Below are 18,902 nucleotides of genomic sequence, written 5' to 3' on the forward strand. Positions count from 1 at the left end.
TCACGGCTGGCAGGTTCAGCCATAACAGGATGGGGTAGCCTCGGGGAGGGGAGCAGGCATGGGTTTCGTCGAGGCCGAGCGGATCGCGCGCAAGGCGGAGCGTCGGCATCAGGCTGGAGACGCCATCGCGGCGGAGCGGCTCTACGGCGAGGCACTCGTCGCCTGTCCGGGTCATGCCCGCAGCCTGCACGGGCTGGGCTGCCTGGCGCATGCGGCAAGGCGGCCGGATATCGCGATCGGGCTGATCGGCCAGGCGGTGGCGGCGGCACCCGAGGTCGCGCCCTACATGATCTCGCTCGGGCTGGCGCTGCTCGACCGGGGGCATCTCGAGGAGGCACGGGCGGCGCTTGCGGTGGCGGTGCTGCGCGACGACACGGATGCACGGGCGCATCGCGCGCTGGCGCAGGCGCTGTCGCGGCTGGGGCGGCTGGAGGCTGCGGAGGCCAGCCTGGGCCGCGCGATTGCGCTCGAACCCGGCACGGCGGCGGCGCATCTCTCGCTGGGCGGCGTGTTGCGCGCGCGCGGCGCCATGGCCGACGCGCGCGTGGCCCTGCTTGCGGCGACGCGCCTGGCCCCCGGCGATCCGCTCGCCTGGCACGCGCTCGCAGCACTGGACGCCGAGACCGGCGCGCTGGAGGCGGCGGAGGCGGCATTCCGGCGCGCGGCCACGCTGCTTCCGGACGATCCCGCGGCGCAGGCCAATCTCGGCACCGCTTTGTTCGGGCTGGACCGGCTGGAGGCGGCGCGGCCATGTCTGGAGCGGGCGCGGGCGCTGGCACCGGACAATCCCGCGACCCTGAGCAGTCTCGGGCTGGTGCTGATCGGTCTCGGCGAAAGCCGCGAGGCGGAAACAATGCTGGCCGCGGCATCGCACCTGGCGCCGCAATCGGATGCGATTGCGATCAATCACGGCACGGCCCTGGCCGCCCTCGAACGCAATGCCGAGGCGGAGGCGGTCTATCGGCGCGTGCTGTCGCGCGCGCCGACGCAGGCGCAAGCCCGGTTCAATCTCGCCGCCATGCTGCTGGCGCGCGGCGCCCGACGCGAAGGCTGGGCGGCATTCGAGGCGCGCCTGGAGTTTCCCGGGCGCGAACCGCCGGGCTTGCCGCGATGGGATGGCGGCGCTGTCGCGCGGGGCACCGTTCTGATCCGGCCGAGCAGGGGCTGGGCGACAGTCTGCAGTTCCTGCGTTGGGTGGCGCCGGCGTCGCGGAAAGCAATGATCCGGCTCGAACTGCCGGCGACATTGCGGCAGCTGACGGCCGGGCTGTTCGATCCGGCGCGCGTGAGCATCGCGGAACCTGGCGCAGGCTTGGCCGGCTGCATGGCGCAGGCCTCGCTGCTCAGCCTGCCGCATCTGCTTGGCGATGAGGGTGTGCCGCCGCTGTCGATCACGGCGCCAACGGCGGCAACCATACGGCCGCCTACAGGGCTGCGCGTGGGCCTGGCCTGGGCCGGATCGCCCTCCTACCGCTTTGACCGCGCCCGCTCGCTGCGGCTTACGCAACTGGCGCCGCTCGCCGCCGTGCCGGACGTGCTGTTCGTCTCGCTGCAGCAAAGCGAGGCCGCCGACCAGGCCCGCAATCCCCCCCGCGGCATGCGTTTGATCGTGCCGGACCCGCCGCCGGCCGATCTCGCCGCGACCGCTTGCCTGATCGGCACGCTCGACTTGGTGATCAGCGTCGACACCATGATCGCGCATCTGGCGGGAACGCTTGGCACGCCGGTGTGGCTGCTGGATCGCTTTGGCGGCGACTGGCGCTGGCAGTCCGGCTTCGATGGCGGCCGGGACTGGTATCCGTCATTGCGCCGGTTTGCTCAGACCGAGGCGCTGCCGCCGGCGCAAGCCTGGGAGGCGGTGATCGCGGGCTGCGCCGCCACCCTAGAGCACTACTCCCCCGCCGCTTGGCGCGGGAGTAGTGCTCTAGAATGCTGATAAGCGGGCAAATACGTCCGATCAGGTGACTGCACCTGATCGGATTTTGCCCTGGGTGCTGGCCTCAGCCGTTATGATGCACCGCGACCAGGTCGATCCTGAATACCAGCGGCGAGTTCGGCGGGATCGGACCGGCTCCCTTGGCGCCGTAGCCGAGCTGCGACGGGATGTAGAGCATCCACTCGTCACCCGGGCGCATCAGCTTGAGCGCCTGCATCCATCCGGGGATCAGTCCCTGGAACGGCAGACGTGCCATGCCGCCCTGCTGGTCGGTGCTGTCGAAGGTGGCACCGTCAGGCAGCGTGCCGTCATAGTTCAGCACCAGCTCGTCGCCGGGAGAAGGATGCGCGCCGCTGGGATCGCCCGACTTCAGCACCTTGTATTCCAGGCCCGAGGGCAGCGTTGTCACACCGGGCTCGCGCGCCATCCGTGCCAGGAACGCAGCTCCCGGCTCCGCCGCATGGGCCGCGTGCGACAGGCTGCCCGACAGACTGAACGCAAGGGCCGCGACCATGGCGAGAAGGCCGCTGGACAGCCAAGGGCGGACGCTGCGGGAGTGCGGCTCGCGCCTATCGTCAATGCACATCGAAAGCTCCTGCAACTCGGGCGTTTCAAGCGGAATGCCTGGTGTCCAGAGGTGTCGAAAACCAGTCTGCCAGCAGGTAAATGTCAACAACGCTTTGATCCGCGACAAGCTTTGACGCTATGAGGTTCGCTCCCGACACGTCTCGCAAGGGCATGGACCGATGCTTTTATACTCCATCAGCGGCACCTGCTCCCTCGCTCCGCATATCCTGCTGGAATATATCGGAGCGCCGTTCGAGGTGAAGCTCCTTAATCGGGAGACCGGGGAAAACAAGGAAAACGCATATCTGGCGGTCAACCCCAAAGGGAGGGTGCCGGCCCTTGTGGTAGACGGCACGGTCATTCTGGAGAACGTCGCGATTCAACTGTATCTTGCCGAACGTTTTGCCGAGCGATCGCTCGCGCCCATCGATCTATTGCAGCGGGCGCGCTGGATGGCCGCTTTGACATGGATGTCCAACAGCGTTCACTTGAATTTTCGCCAATACCGCCGACCTGAATATTACACGCCGGATGAAAACGCTCGGGCCGCTGTGTCGGCACGCGGGAGGCAGGACTTCATCCGTGCACTGGAGGACCTCGACGATCAATTGAAGGACGGACAGTGGTTGTTGGGCGATGAATTTTCGACCGCCGACGCTTATGCACATGTCTTTCACCTCTGGGGGCTGGGAGCGAAATTCCCCATCCAGCACCTTCGGAACCTGCATGAGCATGGGCAGGCCATGATGGCGATTCCCGCTACCCGTCGCGCGTTCGAGCGTGAGGGTGTCCTTGCAACTATATTCGACTGATGGCCGCGAACTCAAAAATTGACGTTGGTGCGAAAACCCAGCACGGCGCCGTCCCGGATGCGGCTCGTCGCACCCGGGCGGATCAGGTATTGGAAAGCGGCATACCCGTCACTTCGGCGATCTCCTGGAAGCGGGTGAAGTCGCCGCTCATCTCGATCCGGTGGTCGTCGAGGCCGAGATAATCCTCCGGCCGGCCCCAGGGCGCGCCGCTCGCGATTGGGCTGAACTTGTCGGTGGCATGCACGTAGCCGGCAAAGGCGATCACCCCGTCGGTATCGGTCTTGCCCTCCCGGAGCAGCATCTGGTCGACCAGCACGTAATACATGTCGCGACGATGGCTGCCGCAGGTTGGCCCTGCCGAGGCGTGGCACCCAGCCGATTTCGAGCGGGATCGACACGCCGGATTTGTGCAAGCCGGCCCAGGCCCAGCCGGAGATGCCGCCGCCACCGGTGCCGAAATCGGTGTCGGTCTGATGCAACCCGAGCATGGCGTAGAGCTGCGGGATCGGGATCCAGCGGATTTGGCCGCCGAAGCTCGCCTGCGGCAAGTTCTGTTCGCCGGGATAGTTCGGTAGTGGATGCGGGTTGCCGCAGAACAGCACGTTCATGAAGCGGCAATAGCGCGGCGAGGCGGCGAAGTAGGTGCCGACCGGCAGCCAGCCGCCGACCAGGTCGATGCGGTCATGGTCGATGGACTGCTCCCAGTAGCTATGGACGAGGTGGGCAACGACATTGCCGCGTCCGCCACAGATCTCCTGGGTGGTGGCGAGGTCCTCGCCGATCGCGTCAATCGAGACACGGCGGCCGTTGCCGTTGACGATCATGACATGGAACGCCGAGCCCTTGAGGCCGGCGAGCTCGTCGAGGTCGAGATCCACCTCGAGGCCCACCTGGCCGGCAAAGTCGAACGACTGCCGCCGGCCTCCGTTGCCGGAATTCTCCGTCAGCCAGTCGAGACTGACGGATACGCCATGCTGGTCGAGCCAGGTGCGCGCCCCACCCCAATCGCCGAACAAATGCCCCCCGAGAAGGGTGCGCCGAACAGCGGTCCCAGCCCAGGCGTTGAGATCTGCTGGCTGGGGCCGCCGGCAAAGCCGGAGCGCGGCGAGGACACCCGCGGGCTTGCGGTGCTCGCCGGCGGCTGCCCCGCGCGCGGGGCGACTGGGGCGATCCCGAAATACGCAGACACGAGCATGATGGCAACGTGTCATGCGCGACCCACGAGGCTGCTTGGAGCGCGGTGCAACTTGCAGGCTGCACGGTCGTTGACGGACGGGGATAGGATTTCGTCGATGAGCACAGCGACGTTTGCCGCCAAGCCGGCATCCAGCAACGCCAAAACGCTGCTGACGGGTGGCCTCGCTGCTCTGGCGGGCCTGATGTTCGGTCTCGATATCGGCGTGATCTCCGGGGCGCTGTCGTTCATCGGCAAGACCTTCGAGGTCGGCGATCATGTCCAGGAAATCATTGTCAGCAGCATGATGTTTGGCGCGGCCCTCGGTGCTCTGCTGGCAGGCTATCTGTCCGCAAGCTTCGGTCGCAAGCGCTCGCTGATCCTCAGTGCGGCCTTGTTCGTCGCAAGCTCGCTGCTCTGCGCGTTTGCCTGGTCGGTGGCGGTGCTGATCGCGGCGCGCGTCATCCTTGGCTTGGCCATCGGGCTCGCCACCTTCACGGCACCGCTCTACATCTCCGAGATCGCCGATGAGCGCCGGCGCGGCGCGATGATCTCGACCTACCAGCTGATGATCACGGTGGGCATCCTGGTGGCCTTCATCTCCGATGCGCTGCTTGCCTATAGCGGTGCCTGGCGCTGGATGCTCGGGTTGGTGGCGGTACCGGGCGCGCTGTTCTTCGCCGGTGTGTTCCTGCTGCCGGACAGTCCGCGCTGGCTGAAGATGCGCGGCCGCGATCAGGAGGCGCTCGACGTGCTGGTCGCGTTGCGCGAGGACCCTGAGATCGCGAGGCGCGAGGCCGCCGATATCGACGAACAGTTGCAGCAAAAGCAGCACGGCTGGTCGCTGTTCACCGGCAATGCCAATTTCCGCCGCTCGGTGCTACTCGGCATCATGTTGCAGGTCATGCAGCAATTCACCGGCATGAACGTGGTGATGTATTACGCGCCGCGCATCTTCAAGCTGGCGGGCTTCGGCCAGGACGCGCAGATGTGGGGCACCGCCATCGTCGGCGTGGTCAATGTCTTGGCGACCTTCATCGCCATCGGGCTGGTCGATCGTGCCGGGCGCCGCCCGATGCTGACGGCAGGATTTGCGGTGATGGCGCTCGGCATGGGCATCCTCGGGCTGCTGATCTATGCCGGTATCGACAGCGAGACGCAGCGCCTGCTCGCGATCGGCGTCCTGCTCTGCTTCATCACCGGGTTTGCCTTCTCCGCGGGGCCGCTGGTCTGGGTGCTGTGCTCGGAAGTGCAGCCCCTGAAAGGCCGCGATTTCGGCATTGCGGTCTCGACCTTCACCAATTGGGCTGCCAATTTCGTAGTCGGCGTGACGTTCCTGACGATGCTGCACTCGCTTGGCGACGCCGAGACCTTCTGGGTTTATGGCGGCTTCAATGCGCTGTTCATCATCGTCACCCTGGCCTTCGTGCCGGAAACCAAGGGCATCTCGCTCGAGGCGATCGAACGCAAGCTGATGGCAGGTCGGCCGCTTCGCCGGATTGGTCGCTAGAGAGGGGCGGTCACACTCTAACTCGGCCCATGAAGACCAGCACTTCCACGACCCGTCCCGTCCCGCTGCCGGCGAGTTTGCTCCTCGCCGGCAGCACCCCATACTTGCCGGAATGGGCGAGGAAGTCATAAGGCAATCGATTCCCGCGCCGATTGGCGCGGGAGTAGTGCTCTCTTGCTCTGACTCAATCGGAAGCTACAGGCAGACGGTTAAGCTTGGCGAGGATGGTGTCGGCTGGCTTGGTCCAGACGAAAGGCTTCGGGTTGCGGTTGTGGTCACGGATGTGGCTGCGGATGGCGTTCTGGAGATCGGCGACGGAGGTGAAGACCACTTTGGCGGCGAACGCCCGATCGTTGGGTTTCTTGAAAGTTTCGAGCCGGTGCGGCTGCAGGCGATGGGCCTGCCAGAGGCGCTGGACCGCGAGACGCGCGCGGTCTGCCGAGTTGACGACGCAAATAACGGTCTGTGCCATACACAGCGAATTGCACAATCCAGCCGAAAAGTGAATCTTCCGTTTGGTTCAGAGCAATAACATACTGATGTTGTGCAGCGCTGCACGAGAGCGCCGCAGCCTTTACCCGGTCTCTTCCAAATTCAGAGTAGGTAGATGCCTCGCAAGTTCGGATCGGCTGCCCCACTAGACCTGACCCGCCTGCAAAAAGCATCGCAGTACGCGGTGGTCCTGGTCGACGGGGACGGGATTGTAACAGCCTGGAGCAATGCGGCTTGTACTGTTTTTGGCTGGTCGGCCGATGAAATGATCGGGCGGACCTTCGCGCTGCTCTTTCTGCAAGGCGATCGCGAAGCCGGGCTGCCGGCGCTCGAACTCTCGGATGCTCGTGAGAGAGGGTGCTGTGACGACGCACGTTGGTTGCTCCGCAAGGATGGTAGCCGGTTCTGGGCATCGGGAATGGTATTATCGCTTGCGGACGGATACCCGTGCTCATTCATCAAGGTCGTGCGCGACCGCACCCAAGAGAAGAACGCGCAAGAGGCGATCAGGGCAAGCGAGGCTCAACACCGGCTCATTACGGAGAGCGTGCCGCAGCTTGTCTGGCGTTCGCGAATCGATGGCCACTGGGACTGGGCAAGTCCGCAATGGACTTCCTACACCGGACAGTCGCAGGCAGGCAGCCTTGGTCACGGCTGGCTCGAAATGGTTCATCCAGAAGACCGTGACGAGACGGAGCGGGTGTGGTCGTCAGCCACCAGCCAAGGCATGGAATTCGAGGTCGAACACCGGCTGAGGCGTCACAATGGCGGCTATTTCTGGTTCAAAACCAGGGCCGTGCCGTTGCGCGAAGCCGCGGGCGAGCGACCGGCGCTTCTGCATTGGTTCGGCACCTCGACCGATATCCATGCGGCCAGGGAGGCACAGGATCGCATCCTGTTCCTTGCCCATCATGACGCACTGACCGGGGCCGCCAACCGCATCCTGCTCCAGGAGACCCTGGAGCGGCAGCTGCCTGCCGCGCGGTCCGGGCGGGAACTCGGCGTTTTCTACATCGATCTGGATCGCTTCAAGGAGTGCAACGACCGCATCGGCTACAGTGGCGGCGATGCGGTGCTGCGGCAGATTGCTGAACGGCTACGGTCGTCGCTGCCAGAGACGGCCCTCCTGGCGAGAGTTGGCGGCGATGAATTTGTCGTTCTTCAGGATGGTGCCAATGCGAGCGAGCTCGAACGCGTCGCCCAGACCCTGACGCGCAGTGTCGAAGGCCCCTTGCATGTGGATGAGCATGTCTTCCATCTCGGCGCCAGCGTCGGTGTAGCCGTCTGCCCAGGTGACGGCTCGAATGCCGATGAGCTCATACGGCGCGCGACAGTCTCGTTGGCGCGCGCGAAGGCGGACGGCGGCAATCGCGCTTACCGCTTCAACAATGCCATGGATGAAGCCGCGCGGGCCCGTCGGGTGCTGATCGGTGATCTCGATGACGCGATCGAGAACGGCGGGCTGCATCTGCACTACCAGCCGTTCTTTTCACTGGCCGATGGAAGGCTGCGGGGCTTTGAAGCGCTGGCACGCTGGAATCATCCGCGGCGCGGCACGGTCTCACCGTCCGAGTTCATCCCTTTGGCCGAGACATCCGGCAGGGTCGACCGGCTCGGAATATGGGCACTCAACCGCGCGTGCGCCGCGGCGCAATCATGGCTCGAACCGTGCGCCATCGCGGTCAATCTGTCAGCCGCCCAGTTCCGCGGGGAGGGCCTTACAGGTCACATAGCGGCCGCCCTGGAACGGACCGGCCTTGCGCCCGAACGCCTCGAACTGGAAGTCACCGAGAGCCTGCTGATCGAGGATACCGAAAGCGTTCTGCGCAAGCTCCGCGCCATCAGGGAGCTCGGGCTCAGGATCGCACTGGACGATTTCGGGACTGGCTACTCCAGCCTCAGCTACCTGCGACGCTTTCCGTTTGACAAGGTCAAGATCGATCGTTCGTTCGTGCAAGGCATGAGCGAGGACAAAGCGGCGGCGGCGATCGTGGCGGCGATCGTCTCTCTCGGACACTCGCTGGACCTCACAATTACTGCCGAAGGTGTGGAAACCGAGCATCAGCTCGAGCTGCTGCGTCGGGCGGGGTGCGACGAGGCGCAGGGTTATCTGCTTGGAATCCCGCGCGAGCAAACCGAGGCGATCATACGCAGGGATTACGCCTGGATCGCGTCCACATCGCCGAGGACCAAATCGTCGGGCAGCGGCTCGTAATTGGCAACGCAGCACAGCTACAGCATCAGGCGCGAGAGTGCCTCGCCTACGAGCGCGTCAGTGTCCTGCGTGAGCTCGCGCAGGCGACCGTCGATGAGAAGCATCGCAAGGCCGTGCGCGATGGCCCAGGCCGCGGCGGCATCGGCCGTTGCGTCGGCGCGCGGGGAGGATTGCCCCGCGGCAGCGGCGGCCTCGGCGAGAGCGCCATAAGCGGCCTGCATGGCATCGCGCAGGGCTGGACGCTCCCGGTCGAGACGCTCGCCGCGGAACATCAGCAGGAACAGGTCCGGATGGTTCCTGGCGAAGCGCACGTAGCCCGCGCCCATGGCGTGCAAACGATCGGCTGGTGCCTGACCAGCAGCGTCCATCCCCGCAAGCAGGGCGGCACGGAACCGCACGTACCCCAGAGCTGCAAGTTCGCTCAACAACCCGGTCAGGTCGCCGAAATGATGAGCGGGTGGCGCGTGCGAGACCCCGACCCTGCGAGCTTTGCGGTCGTGACCCTCACCGCGCTGCCGCGCCCGGTCGCCTTCATCGGCCCGACCTTGATCGGCACGCCGCTGATCACGTTGCTCGCCACCCGCCTCACGCTGGCGCTGCGGCGCGGGCAGACGCCGGGGGAAATCCTGCGCGCGCGAGCGGTGTAGGGCGCTCGTTCAACCGGCAAAGCGGGTGCAGGCCGGACCGGAGACGCCGGCGTCCAGTGCGAACAGCGCGCCGGCCAAGAACTGCGCGCGCATCTGCGGCTGGCTGAGGTCCATGCAGGAGCTGGTGATGAAGAGGGTGGCGAGGTCGCGGCCGCCGAAGACGCAGGAGGTGGGCCGGCTGACCGGCATCGCGACGATCTCGCGCACGCTTCCGTCCGGGGCGTAGCGCACGATCCGGCCGCCGTCCCATTGTGCGTTCCAGATGCAGCCCTCGTTGTCAACCGCGCTGCCGTCCGGGACAGCGTCGCCGGCGTCCAGCGTTACCAGGTCGCGACGCGCGCCGAGTTCCCCCGAGGCGAGGTCGAAATCATAGGCGCGTATGATCCGCTCCGGACTGTCGGCGAAATAGAACAGGTCGCCAGCAGGGCTGAAATTGATGCCATTGGAGATGCGGATGTCTGTCTCGACGCAGGTGCAGGTGAGATCGGCGTCGATGCGCAACAGCATGCCGCACGGGGCATCATCGACCTCGTTCATGGTGCCGATCCAGAGCCGGCCGTTGGCATCGGTGCGGGAATCGTTGAAGCGGGTGCGCGGGTCGGCCCGGTCGAGCGCGAAGACGGTCTGGAGGGCGCCGCTGTCGGGGTCGAACAGAGCGATTTCGCGCGACAGGGCCACGAGCAGGCTGCCCTGGGCGCGTGGCACCACGCAGGTGATGCGGTCGGGCATGCGCCAGACGCGGCTTTCGCCGGTCTCGGGATGCATCCGGTGGATGCGACGGGCGAAGATGTCGGTCCAGTATAGCGACTGCGTCGCTGCGTCCCAGAATGGCGCCTCGCCGAGCAGGGCAAAAGCGGGATCGATGCAGCGGACCGGCCTCATGCTGCCCGTCTTCATGCCGGCTGCGCCGCCTGCCAGGCCTGCACATAGGCGCGGGCACGACGGCCGATGTCGGCGGGATCGCGGCCAGGTGTGTAGAGGCCGGAGCCGAGCCCGAAGCCGCTGGCGCCGGCGCGCACGAATTCGGCAAGGTTGTCCGGGGTGATGCCGCCGACCGGCATGAACAGGGTTTGTGGCGGGAACACCGCGCGCATCGCCCGCAACACGGTGGGCCCGACCAGCTCGGCCGGGAACAGCTTGAGCGCGTCGGCACCGGCGCGCAGGGCGGCGAAGCCCTCGGTGGGCGTGGCGATCCCCGGCATGCAGACCATGCCCAGCTGTTTGGCGGCGGCGATCACGTCCGTGTCGCCATGCGGCATGACGACTAATCGGCCGCCGACCTCGTGGATCGCGCGCACCTGGTCCGGCGTCATCACCGTGCCGGCGCCGATCAGGCAGCGTTCGCCGAAGCGGCGCGCCAGCGACCCGATACTCTCCAGCGGAGCAGGCGAATTCAGCGGCACTTCCAGGATGGTCATGCCGGCTTCGACCAGCGCCTCGCCGACCGCCAGGGCCGACTCGGGTGGCAGCCCGCGCAGGATCGCGGTGAGGGGGATGTGGTTGGACAAGGCTTGGTTCATGTCAGGCTCCATCGGGCGCATCGAGCAGACCGGCATGGTGGGCGATGTGCCGCAGGCCAGCGAGGGCGGTGTCGCCGAGCCGCTCGGGGACCGTAAGGTCGAGCGCGGCAAAGGCGCCGGCGTAGCGGTCGCACAGTGCCGGATCGCCGGTCAAGGCGACGCGGGTGCCGGGCGACCGCGCGTCCGCGGCCAGGCGCAGCTCCTCACCGATCAGCAGGCCGGAGAGGTAGTCCGCGGCACAGCCGGGTGCGAGACCGCCGGTCAGGCTCAGCGCGCGGGTGGCGAACAGGCGGGCGAAGCCGCCTTGCGCCTGGGCATCTTGCACGCCGCGGGTGAAGGCGAGGTCGCGTGTTTCGGCGTCGGCGGTGCCGTCATCACGCCCCAGGATGGAGTGGCGGCGCAGCAGCGCGAACAGCTCGCCGGTCATCATCGTCCTGAACGAGACCACCCGGCCATGTTGCAGGCGCGACCATTTGCTGTGCGTGCCCGGCATCACCAGCAGCGCATCGTCGCCGAGCAGGGGGGCGGCCCCGATCGCCTGGGTCTCCTCGCCGCGCATCACGTCAGGCGCACCGTCCAGCAGGCCGGGCACGAGATGCAGGGTGCCGCCGTCGGCGGTGGGAAACGCATGCAGCGCGCCCGCGAGCTCGGGCAAACCCGCAGGTGTCGGCAGATAGGCGACCTCGTGCCAGCCCTGCCGGCTGCCGACCATGCCGCAGGCGAGGGCGGCGGTGCCCGGTGCGCGCCAGCCCTCGGTGATGGTGGCGAAGGCCGCCGCAAAGCCGCCATCGGGGAGGTGCATGATGCCCCAAGCCTTGCTGCGTGCGTCCAGCACCCTGCCGCTGCGCGACAGGCGCCAGGCGCGCAGGCTGCTGGTGCCCCAGTCGAGCGCGATGAGATTGGTGGGTATAGCGGTAGGTGTGGGCATCGCTCAGGCACCCGCCGCGAGCGAGGCCTGCATGTCGGCCAGCGCGAAACGCACGAGTTCGGTCATGCAGGCATGGGCCGCGGCCTCGTTGGCGGCGGCGATCGCCCCCAGCACCCGCCGGTGTTCGGCCATCGGGTCGCGCGGCGCCTTTTGCACGCGATGCTTGAACAGGGTGGTCCAGCGGATCGCCGCTCCGACGCTGCTCGACAGCGCCATGATCGCCTCGTTCTGGGTCGCCGCCAGGATCATGTCGTGAAAGGCGCGATCGGCGGCCCGTCCAGGCTCGGTGGAGAGCTTGTGCCGGTCCATCGCATCCAGCGCCTCGCCCATCGCCTGCAATTGCGCCGGCGTGCGCCGCACGGCCGCCATCGCCGCCGCCGGCGGTTCAACCAGCATCCGCACCTCGAACAGGTCGCGCACAAACGCCTCGCTCGGACGCGTCTGCAGGAACCAGCCGAGCACCTCCGGATCGAGGATGTGCCAGCGCGCGCGCGGGCTGACCCGCGTGCCGGTGCGGGTGCGGCTCTCGACCATGCCCTTGGCGGCAAGGATGCGCACCGCCTCGCGGTAGGCCGTGCGCGAGACCGAGCGCTCGGCACTTGAGGCGATCTCGCCGGACAAAGTGGCACCCGGCTGGATTTCGCCGGCAGCGATGGCGACGCCGAGGTCACGGGCGATCGCCGTGTGCAGCCGTTCGGAGCTTCGCGGCACACCTGCCTTGGCGACGACCATCCCTTGTCCCACGTCTCGACCCGCTGATGCACTCTGCCATGGAAATCGTGATTTGTATGAGCATAAAGCTGCGCGCCAACATAGAGCGGCTCCCCCACAGGCTGCACAAGAGACGCGACCATGTCGATCCGGCTGCTGCAGATGCGCAATCAGGATGGCCGTCGTTTCGTGGCGTTCACCCGCAACCGCGGTCCCGCCTGGCGGTTGGATGGTTTCGACACGGTGCTGGGACTGGTGCTGCGCACCATCGAGGACAGGGTCGGGTTGACGAGCGCGGTCGCCGAGCATGATTCCGGTGAGCCCGTCGATCTCGAAGCGATGTTCGCGCAAGGCCGGATCCTGGCGCCAATCGACCATCCCGATCCAGCGCACCTGCTGGTCAGCTGGGCGGCTCCGGACGAGCAGGCTGCCGAAATCGACGATGACGAAGCCGAGCCAGCGCCCTGGAGCGCGCCGCCGGGATGGTTCTTCATCGCCAGCGGCTTCGGCGTGCGTGGACCCGGCGCCGCGCTGCCGCGCCACCCCGCGGAGGTCCCCTCGCTGACCGCCGAGCTTGCCGTGGTCTACGTCAACGGCGCAGACGGCAATCCCTACCGGGTCGGCTTCGCGCTGGCCGGACGCGGCGCCTCTGGAGGCACCTCGCCGGGGCAGGTGGCGCTGGGCGGTGAACTGCTGACCGGTGCGCTGCCCGACGAGTCGACACCATTTACGCAGGCGGACCACCATTTCCGCCATGAGCAGTTCCGCCGCCCGGGCGACGTGCATGTGCGTCTGTTCGGAGGGCTTCGGGCGGCGCGCGCGTTGCCGGCCCCGGAAGGTGCCGTCGTCGAGGTGGCGGCAACGCCGTTCCGTTATCCGCTCCGCTGCCGCCTGGACGCGGTGCCGTCGGCACAGGTGACCATCGAAGTCCTGTAGGTGTAGGCGCTCGCAAACAGCGGATGATGCTTCCTCGCGTCGGGCGGCATCCGCATACCGAGATCGAGAGTATAGATATACTGCTGCAGGCCTCGGCTCATCTTCTTGCAGGCCTGAAAATCCTCGGCGGTGCCGCCCTGTTGTGGATGGCATACAAGTGCGGACGTTCGGCTCTGAAACCGGTGAGACAGACACCGCAGGTCGTCGAGCAAGGCGTGTGGTTCAAGCGTGGGCTGCTGCTGAATTTGTCCAACCCCAAAGCCGTCATCGCGTGGATGGCCGCGCTCTCAATGGGACTGGGCACAGGGGACGGTCATATGCAGGTCGTTGCGGCGACGCTCGGTTGCATGGCTCTTGGTGTCTTGAACTACACAGGCTACGCCGTGGCCTTCTCGCTCACGGGCGTCATGGCAGCATATATGCGTCTGCGTCGATGGATCGACGGCATCCTGGCGGGATTGTTCGCAGTGGCCGGACTGGGGCTCCTCAGGTCAGCCTTCTGCCGCTGAATGCCAGGTCGGCAGCATCAGAGCCGGAATGCGTAAGTCATTGCGAACAGCGGCGGCTGATGGGGCGCTTAGTGGGCGTGGTACCTGTCACCCGCGAGCCTGCGGGCGAGAGACGAAGACCAGCGTGCGCACGGATGCCAGCACCGTCAGCAGGATCGGCATGCTGAAGATCAGCCAGACGGACTCCGGCGGTATCGTGAACGCGAACAGGCGCGTAATCCCGATCAGCGTCCACGGAAGCACGGCCTCCGCGGCGAGCAGGATACCGAGAATGATCATCAGGATTTGCAGGTGACGGGACGTCATGGCGGAGACCCCTGAAGCAGCGACGGTTCACAGCGAAGGCGTGGCAGTGCCCTGGCCCGTGTGTCCGGCCTGGGCGACCTTGGCCGTGGCTCCGGCGCGGATTTCGTGGTCGAGCAGATCCGAGGCGAGCGAGAAGGAGCGGCGCGCGTGGCCGAACGCCTCATAGGAGCCGATGATGTTCCAGGGCTGCCCGTTATTATAGGTGGCGATGCGGATGACGGGCTGGTTCGTGTGCGCGTCCCGCACCTCGATCTCCTCGCTGGCGCCGCCGTCGGACGGACGCAGCAGGGGCACGGCGCCGAGTGCGAGCTGGCCGGCCTGCGCCGGCACGTTCACCCACCAGAGCGCACGACGGGTATTGGTGATCGCGCCGCGCACACGCAGTACCCCGGGACCGGGATCGCCTCCGGGCCCCGGATCGGGGAGGATTGTAAAGTGCCGCGAAAGGCTCTTGACGAGGTGGTCGTGGAACACGGTCTCGAGCCTGGCGATCGTGCGCGGCGTGCGCGCGGGCGCCTTTCTGGCGGGCACCCAGGCAACCGGCTCGACGATGACCGCGGTGTAGGCGGCGTCGGAAAAGCCTGGCCGGACATAGATGGAATCGTAGGCGTGGCCCTTCTGCGGATGCATCTGGCTGTAGCTGGTCAGGAACCCGGTTTGGGTCAGGCCCTGCCCGCCACAGGCGGCGACCGCCAGCACGCTGGTGGCCGCGACGACGCGTGGAAGTCCGCAAAAGAAGGGGATGATTGCTCTGTGCATGGTAACTCCAGGGTTGTGCCGCGTGGCTGATCCGTTTCGGCTGTCACAGTGTTCCATGATATCTGTTCACTGAACACTTATCGCCGATTTAGAGCCGTGATCCGGGCACGTCAAGCCCCGGGTGATCAATCCGCCAGCTTTGTTATATCAGCTGCCGCGCGAGGTAGGCTGGCAAGATGCCAGGGGTCCGGGCTGGAGGAGACCGTCGAGAAGCATGTCGGTGTGCAGCGCGATCAGCCGGTCGGTCGCCTCCCAGCCGAAATCCGGATAGGCGAGCATCAGGGCAACCAGTCCGTGCACTGCCGCCCAGAGCACCTGCGCGGTCCCCTTGGCATCCTCGCCCGCCGGCCGGATTGCGCCGAGGGCGGCGCACTCCGACACCATCGCCTCCAGCATCCCGAACACCTGCATCCCGGTGGTATATTGGCGCTTTCCAGAGGCTTGAGCCGCGGCGCGGCGACCGTCCCTGAGCAGAAAGGCGATCCGGTACTCGTCGGGATTGTTCAATCCGAAGCGGATATACCCCGCGATCGCCAGACGCAGGATCGCCACCGGATCGGCGGGCTTGCCCAGTCGCCGGAACGCCGCCCCAAGCTTGGCGAACGCCGCATCGACGAGGGCATCGAGCATCTCCTCCTTGCTCTTGAAGTAGACGTAGAGCGCGGTCTGCGACATGCCGACGCGGCTGGCGATCTGACGGGTCGAGACGCGCTCGACGCCGTGCTCCAGGAACAGCTCGCGGGCGGCGGCGAGGATCTCCTGCGGGCGCTCATGGCCGGAGCCGCGCGCCTTGCGGTTGTCCAGCGAGATCACATAGGAGCGTCGCGGCTTGGCGGGCGCCTGTGTCGAGCCCTTGGGCGCGGGGCCGCCGGTCTCAGAGATGGCCATTGGTGAGTTCATCGGCCAGCATCTGGTTGCCATAGACGACGCGCAATGCGGCCAGCAGGGCCGCGGTATCGACCGCGACGGCGCGGTTGAGCTTGGCGTCATAGACGAAGTTGCCGCCGAGCGAATGGATGTTGCCGTCGAAGATCAGGCCCACCGCGCGGCCCTGAGCATCGATCACCGGGCTGCCGGAATTGCCGCCGATGATGTCGTTGGTGGTGCTGAAGTCAAATGGTGTCGCGAGGTCGAGCTTCGGCTTGGCGGCCAGCCAGTCGCTCGGCAGCCGGAACGGATCACTGCCGGTGGCCCGCTTGTACAGCCCGGCGAAATGGGTGAAGGGGACAATCTGCTTGCCGTTCTCGTCCCAGCCCTTGACCGTGCCGAACGAGACGCGCTGGGTGAAGGTGGCGTCGGGGTAGATGCTGGTGCCCTGGCGGGCGAAGCGGGCGCGGGCAAGCGTCTCGCTGGCCTGACGCTCGGGGGCGACCACCTGATTATCCCATTCGTCGTGCAGGGTGCGGGCGAACGGCTCGACGGTGCGCGCAAGTGCGATCATCGGGTCCTTGGAGGCGGCGATGGCAGCGGCACCGCCGCGCCAGAGCGCCATGCGCACCTTGGGATCGCCCAGATGGGTGAAGCTGACCAAATGCTGGGCGAGTTCCTGCGGCGAGCGCTTGCCCAGGATCGCCTGGACCGCGTCATCATCGACGCCGAGCGCCTGGCGCAGCTTGCCCAGGGAGTAGGCGAGCAGCGTCTCCTCCAGGTCGGGATGGATCGGCGCAGGCGAGTTCAGCTCCGCTTCGAGGGCCGGCAGCTTGGCGTCCTGGAAGGCGGGCAGGCGCTGCGCGTCGGGCTTGGCGCGCTCCGCCGCTCCGCGCACCAGCGTCTTGGCGTAGGCGAACAGATCGCCCTGCAGCCCGAGCGGATTGCCGCGCGCGCCGCCCTCGATCATCGCGTGACGCAGCCACAGCCGGTGTGCCGCATCGAGGGCCGGTGCCAGCTTTGCCCAGGGGTCGCCGAACGTCGCACGACGCGATTTGCTTGCATGGATCCAGGCGCGCAAATGGTCCTCCTGTTTGCGCTTGGCCACTATTACCGCCGGATCGGCGAGCGTCAGCTGCCAGCCGGACAAGGCCTTGACGGTGTTCTCGACGCCGAACAGCTGGTCCGCGGCATCCTGCTTCTGCATGGCGCCGATCCGGCTATACTCCCAGAGCACGCCGTCCAAATCGGCATAATACACGCGTATCGCAGGCAGCGTCTGGTCGCGCAGCTGCGCCAGTTCGCCGACCGTCGCCTCCCGGTCGGTCGAGCCGGGATTGCCGGACGTGAACACCAGCTCGCCCGGCTTGGGGCCGTTCGGATCAAACGGAAAATACTGAGTATGCGCGGGCTTGCCGTGGTCGTAGGCGCGCAGGAACGTCACGTCGAGGTCGTAGCGGGGAAAGTTGAAATTGTCCGGATCGCCGCCGAAGAAGGCGATTTCCTGTTGCGGCGCGAACACCAGGCGCATGTCCTGGTAGCGCCGGTAGCGATACAAGGCGGTGCGCCCGCCATGATACAGGCTGACCACATCGCAGCGCCATTTGGTGGCATCCCCAGCGACGCATTGCGTCTCCATGCGGCTCTCGGCTGCGTGCTCCGCCGTGATGTAGGCCGCACCCTGCTTGCCGGCGAGGGCCGCATTCATCGGCTTGGTGATGTCGGTGATCTTGTCGAGACGGTCGAGCTCCATCGCCGGGCAGCGCGGCTCCTTGCTCTGCCCGGCCGACATGAAGCCATTCTCCATGTAGTCGTGGCCGGAGGTGGAGAGCTGCGACAGGCATTCGTTGGCGCAATGGTGGTTGGTCATCACCAGGCCGTCGCCGGAGACGAACGACGCCGAGCAGCCCAGCGTCAGTCGTGCCGAGGCCTGGGTCACGCGCTGGATCCAGTCCGCCGACGGGGTGAAGCCGTAACGCTGCTTCATCTGCTTGAGCGGCAGGTTGTCCATCGTCCACATGCCCTCGTCGGCGCGCGCCCCAGGCGACAGCAGGACGGGGAGCGAGAGCATTGTGGTGGCCAAGGCGGCCGCGCCCAGTAAGCGGATTAGAGGCGGGAACGGCATCGCGCGGGATCCTTGTGGCGGTGATCCGGCTCAGTAGCCTAGGTTTGTGCCTTCGTCATCCTGACCAGTTGCGCGAGCATGAAATCCGGCGCCGCGCGGCCCATGATCCGCAGCAGGCGGGCGGCGCCGGGCGCGATCTCCAGACTGCCTGCCTCGATCGCGGCGATCGCGCGCGTGGCCAGCACCGTTGCATCCATCGCCCCGCTGGCGAAGGCGCCCTGTAGCAGCGGCGTGTCGACGGCAGGGGGTGCGAGTTCGACGACGCGGACCCTGCTGCCCGCGAGCTGCGCGCGCAATGACAGGGTGTAGGCGTGCAGCGCCGCCTTGGTGGCGCAATAGATCGGGGTTGACGGCAGCGGCACGAAGGCGAGGCCGGAGCTGACATTGACGATCAGCGCCTCCGGGCGGCTCGCGAGCTGCGGCAGGAACTGCTGGACCATCCGCAACGGGCCGCTCAGATTGCAGTCGATCTCGCGCGTGAGGTCGAGCAGGTCGCGGGGCGCATCGAGTGCCAGGCTGCGCATGATGCCGGCATTGTTGACCAGCGTATCGAGTGCCGGAAACGCCGCGATGGCGCGGCCATGCAGGTCGGCGATCGCCGCCGGGTCGCTCACGTCGCTGACCATGGTATGCACGGACGGCAGCGCCCGACGCGCCGCGTCAAGCTTGGCGCCGTCGCGGCCGGTCAGGATCAGCGTGTTGCCGCGGCGCGCGAGCTGCGTTGCCAAAGCGAGACCGATGCCGCTGCTGCCGCCGGTGATCAGGATGGTTCGCCCGGTGAGCTTAACGCCATTTCGTTTCATGGATTTGCGTCCTCCATAGCGGCTTCCGCCAGAAGCCAGCCATCTTCGGCCCGCGCCCGTTCGCGCACCAGGGCGACGAGGCCGGT

The 18,902-nt window shown here is 66.8% G+C and carries 20 protein-coding genes and 1 pseudogene; 8 read left to right on the forward strand and 13 right to left on the reverse strand.

The genetic code is table 11. The features are described from left to right. Nucleotides 1–58 precede the first annotated feature (58 nt). Together ACQY4K_RS01395 and ACQY4K_RS01400 are read left to right on the forward strand one after the other, a co-directional pair. Nucleotides 59–1,222 (forward strand): tetratricopeptide repeat protein, encoded by a 1,164-nt coding sequence (locus tag ACQY4K_RS01395; protein WP_428392780.1) that lies wholly within the window; start codon nt 59–61, stop codon nt 1,220–1,222. Continuing rightward, nucleotides 1,219–1,935 carry a hypothetical protein gene (locus tag ACQY4K_RS01400; protein WP_428392781.1) on the forward strand — a complete coding sequence of 239 codons (717 nt, stop codon included), beginning with the start codon at nt 1,219–1,221 and terminating at the stop codon, nt 1,933–1,935. The genes ACQY4K_RS01395 and ACQY4K_RS01400 overlap by 4 nt, the downstream gene beginning before the upstream one ends. 64 nt (nt 1,936–1,999) lie before the next feature. On the opposite strand, the gene ACQY4K_RS01405 is transcribed toward ACQY4K_RS01400, so the two are convergent. Further along, nucleotides 2,000–2,521 (reverse strand): FKBP-type peptidyl-prolyl cis-trans isomerase, encoded by a 522-nt coding sequence (locus ACQY4K_RS01405; RefSeq protein ID WP_428392783.1) that lies wholly within the window; start codon nt 2,519–2,521, stop codon nt 2,000–2,002. 160 nt (nt 2,522–2,681) lie between these two features. Here ACQY4K_RS01405 and ACQY4K_RS01410 point away from each other — a divergent pair, with 160 nt between their 5' ends. Then, complete coding sequence (locus ACQY4K_RS01410; RefSeq protein WP_428392785.1) at nt 2,682–3,314, forward strand: glutathione S-transferase family protein; 633 nt, start codon at nt 2,682–2,684, stop codon at nt 3,312–3,314. 11 nt (nt 3,315–3,325) lie between these two features. On the opposite strand, the gene ACQY4K_RS01415 is transcribed toward ACQY4K_RS01410, so the two are convergent. Further along, complete coding sequence (locus ACQY4K_RS01415; RefSeq protein ID WP_428392787.1) at nt 3,326–4,330, reverse strand: carbohydrate porin; 1,005 nt, start codon at nt 4,328–4,330, stop codon at nt 3,326–3,328. Between the two features lie 276 nt (nt 4,331–4,606). On the opposite strand from ACQY4K_RS01415, the gene ACQY4K_RS01420 reads away from it, so the two are divergent. Then, nucleotides 4,607–5,998 (forward strand): sugar porter family MFS transporter, encoded by a 1,392-nt coding sequence (locus ACQY4K_RS01420; RefSeq protein WP_428392789.1) that lies wholly within the window; start codon nt 4,607–4,609, stop codon nt 5,996–5,998. A gap of 184 nt (nt 5,999–6,182) precedes the next feature. On the opposite strand, the pseudogene ACQY4K_RS01425 reads toward ACQY4K_RS01420, so the two are convergent. Next, nucleotides 6,183–6,326 (reverse strand): annotated as a pseudogene (locus ACQY4K_RS01425) (IS630 family transposase); the annotation flags it as partial. A 279-nt stretch (nt 6,327–6,605) separates the two neighbouring features. Between ACQY4K_RS01425 and ACQY4K_RS01430 the strand changes: the two are divergent. Continuing rightward, complete coding sequence (locus tag ACQY4K_RS01430; RefSeq protein WP_428392791.1) at nt 6,606–8,705, forward strand: putative bifunctional diguanylate cyclase/phosphodiesterase; 2,100 nt, start codon at nt 6,606–6,608, stop codon at nt 8,703–8,705. Nucleotides 8,706–8,722: 17 nt separating this feature from the next. Here the strand turns inward: ACQY4K_RS01430 and ACQY4K_RS01435 are convergent, their stop codons facing one another. After that, nucleotides 8,723–9,130, reverse strand: coding sequence for a WHG domain-containing protein (locus ACQY4K_RS01435; protein WP_428392793.1), 408 nt, complete (start codon nt 9,128–9,130; stop codon nt 8,723–8,725). 39 nt (nt 9,131–9,169) lie between these two features. Between ACQY4K_RS01435 and ACQY4K_RS01440 the strand changes: the two genes are divergently transcribed. Further along, nucleotides 9,170–9,352 carry a hypothetical protein gene (locus tag ACQY4K_RS01440; RefSeq protein ID WP_428392795.1) on the forward strand — a complete coding sequence of 61 codons (183 nt, stop codon included), beginning with the start codon at nt 9,170–9,172 and terminating at the stop codon, nt 9,350–9,352. 9 nt (nt 9,353–9,361) lie between these two features. Here ACQY4K_RS01440 and ACQY4K_RS01445 read toward each other — a convergent pair whose 3' ends face one another. The 4 genes from ACQY4K_RS01445 to ACQY4K_RS01460 are packed head-to-tail and all read right to left on the reverse strand — an operon-like array spanning nt 9,362 to nt 12,532. After that, entirely contained in the window at nt 9,362–10,234 is an 873-nt protein-coding gene (locus ACQY4K_RS01445; RefSeq protein ID WP_428392797.1) for an SMP-30/gluconolactonase/LRE family protein, read from the reverse strand. Between the two features lie 11 nt (nt 10,235–10,245). Next, nucleotides 10,246–10,872 carry a 2-dehydro-3-deoxy-6-phosphogalactonate aldolase gene (locus ACQY4K_RS01450; protein ID WP_428392798.1) on the reverse strand — a complete coding sequence of 209 codons (627 nt, stop codon included), beginning with the start codon at nt 10,870–10,872 and terminating at the stop codon, nt 10,246–10,248. 1 nt (nt 10,873) lies between these two features. Continuing rightward, nucleotides 10,874–11,800 (reverse strand): 2-dehydro-3-deoxygalactonokinase, encoded by a 927-nt coding sequence (locus tag ACQY4K_RS01455; RefSeq protein ID WP_428392800.1) that lies wholly within the window; start codon nt 11,798–11,800, stop codon nt 10,874–10,876. 3 nt (nt 11,801–11,803) lie between these two features. Further along, the gene (locus tag ACQY4K_RS01460; protein WP_428392802.1) at nt 11,804–12,532 is read right to left on the reverse strand and encodes a FadR/GntR family transcriptional regulator; all 729 of its coding nucleotides are present in this window, start codon (nt 12,530–12,532) and stop codon (nt 11,804–11,806) included. Between the two features lie 120 nt (nt 12,533–12,652). On the opposite strand from ACQY4K_RS01460, the gene ACQY4K_RS01465 reads away from it, so the two are divergent. Together ACQY4K_RS01465 and ACQY4K_RS01470 are read left to right on the forward strand one after the other, a co-directional pair. Beyond that, entirely contained in the window at nt 12,653–13,447 is a 795-nt protein-coding gene (locus ACQY4K_RS01465) for a hypothetical protein (RefSeq protein ID WP_428392804.1), read from the forward strand. A gap of 23 nt (nt 13,448–13,470) precedes the next feature. After that, nucleotides 13,471–13,956 carry a LysE family translocator gene (locus tag ACQY4K_RS01470; RefSeq protein ID WP_428392805.1) on the forward strand — a complete coding sequence of 162 codons (486 nt, stop codon included), beginning with the start codon at nt 13,471–13,473 and terminating at the stop codon, nt 13,954–13,956. A gap of 87 nt (nt 13,957–14,043) precedes the next feature. Here the strand turns inward: ACQY4K_RS01470 and ACQY4K_RS01475 are convergent, their stop codons facing one another. The 5 genes from ACQY4K_RS01475 to ACQY4K_RS01495 form a co-directional block, all read right to left on the reverse strand. Then, nucleotides 14,044–14,262: a hypothetical protein gene (locus ACQY4K_RS01475; protein ID WP_428392807.1), complete on the reverse strand. Its 219-nt coding sequence runs from the start codon at nt 14,260–14,262 to the stop codon at nt 14,044–14,046. A gap of 27 nt (nt 14,263–14,289) precedes the next feature. Then, nucleotides 14,290–15,021, reverse strand: coding sequence for a DUF3313 family protein (locus ACQY4K_RS01480; protein WP_428392809.1), 732 nt, complete (start codon nt 15,019–15,021; stop codon nt 14,290–14,292). A gap of 147 nt (nt 15,022–15,168) precedes the next feature. Continuing rightward, nucleotides 15,169–15,909, reverse strand: a complete 741-nt coding sequence (locus ACQY4K_RS01485; RefSeq protein WP_428392811.1) for a TetR/AcrR family transcriptional regulator — start codon at nt 15,907–15,909, stop codon at nt 15,169–15,171. Next, the gene (locus ACQY4K_RS01490) at nt 15,896–18,013 is read right to left on the reverse strand and encodes a S46 family peptidase (RefSeq protein ID WP_428392812.1); all 2,118 of its coding nucleotides are present in this window, start codon (nt 18,011–18,013) and stop codon (nt 15,896–15,898) included. The genes ACQY4K_RS01485 and ACQY4K_RS01490 overlap by 14 nt, the downstream gene beginning before the upstream one ends. A gap of 38 nt (nt 18,014–18,051) precedes the next feature. Beyond that, nucleotides 18,052–18,816: an SDR family oxidoreductase gene (locus tag ACQY4K_RS01495; protein WP_428392814.1), complete on the reverse strand. Its 765-nt coding sequence runs from the start codon at nt 18,814–18,816 to the stop codon at nt 18,052–18,054. Nucleotides 18,817–18,902: the final 86 nt, after the last annotated feature.

It is taken from the genome of Lichenicoccus sp., from assembly GCF_965276875.1.
In the GTDB taxonomy this organism is placed as follows: Bacteria; Pseudomonadota; Alphaproteobacteria; order Acetobacterales; family Acetobacteraceae; genus Lichenicoccus.

What these genes read in the sequence shown, in the direction of transcription:
- ACQY4K_RS01400 (WP_428392781.1), top strand. Translation starts at nt 1,219, where the DNA reads ATGATCCGGCTCGAACTGCCGGCGACATTGCGGCAGCTGACGGCCGGG.
- ACQY4K_RS01460 (WP_428392802.1), bottom strand. Translation starts at nt 12,532, where the DNA reads ATGGTCGTCGCCAAGGCAGGTGTGCCGCGAAGCTCCGAACGGCTGCAC.
- ACQY4K_RS01470 (WP_428392805.1), top strand. Translation starts at nt 13,471, where the DNA reads ATGATGCTTCCTCGCGTCGGGCGGCATCCGCATACCGAGATCGAGAGT.
- ACQY4K_RS01410 (WP_428392785.1), top strand. Translation starts at nt 2,682, where the DNA reads ATGCTTTTATACTCCATCAGCGGCACCTGCTCCCTCGCTCCGCATATC.
- ACQY4K_RS01420 (WP_428392789.1), top strand. Translation starts at nt 4,607, where the DNA reads ATGAGCACAGCGACGTTTGCCGCCAAGCCGGCATCCAGCAACGCCAAA.
- ACQY4K_RS01455 (WP_428392800.1), bottom strand. Translation starts at nt 11,800, where the DNA reads ATGCCCACACCTACCGCTATACCCACCAATCTCATCGCGCTCGACTGG.
- ACQY4K_RS01465 (WP_428392804.1), top strand. Translation starts at nt 12,653, where the DNA reads ATGTCGATCCGGCTGCTGCAGATGCGCAATCAGGATGGCCGTCGTTTC.
- ACQY4K_RS01450 (WP_428392798.1), bottom strand. Translation starts at nt 10,872, where the DNA reads ATGAACCAAGCCTTGTCCAACCACATCCCCCTCACCGCGATCCTGCGC.
- ACQY4K_RS01430 (WP_428392791.1), top strand. Translation starts at nt 6,606, where the DNA reads ATGCCTCGCAAGTTCGGATCGGCTGCCCCACTAGACCTGACCCGCCTG.
- ACQY4K_RS01485 (WP_428392811.1), bottom strand. Translation starts at nt 15,909, where the DNA reads ATGGCCATCTCTGAGACCGGCGGCCCCGCGCCCAAGGGCTCGACACAG.
- ACQY4K_RS01480 (WP_428392809.1), bottom strand. Translation starts at nt 15,021, where the DNA reads ATGCACAGAGCAATCATCCCCTTCTTTTGCGGACTTCCACGCGTCGTC.
- ACQY4K_RS01490 (WP_428392812.1), bottom strand. Translation starts at nt 18,013, where the DNA reads ATGCCGTTCCCGCCTCTAATCCGCTTACTGGGCGCGGCCGCCTTGGCC.
- ACQY4K_RS01395 (WP_428392780.1), top strand. Translation starts at nt 59, where the DNA reads ATGGGTTTCGTCGAGGCCGAGCGGATCGCGCGCAAGGCGGAGCGTCGG.
- ACQY4K_RS01445 (WP_428392797.1), bottom strand. Translation starts at nt 10,234, where the DNA reads ATGAGGCCGGTCCGCTGCATCGATCCCGCTTTTGCCCTGCTCGGCGAG.
- ACQY4K_RS01405 (WP_428392783.1), bottom strand. Translation starts at nt 2,521, where the DNA reads ATGTGCATTGACGATAGGCGCGAGCCGCACTCCCGCAGCGTCCGCCCT.
- ACQY4K_RS01475 (WP_428392807.1), bottom strand. Translation starts at nt 14,262, where the DNA reads ATGACGTCCCGTCACCTGCAAATCCTGATGATCATTCTCGGTATCCTG.
- ACQY4K_RS01495 (WP_428392814.1), bottom strand. Translation starts at nt 18,816, where the DNA reads ATGAAACGAAATGGCGTTAAGCTCACCGGGCGAACCATCCTGATCACC.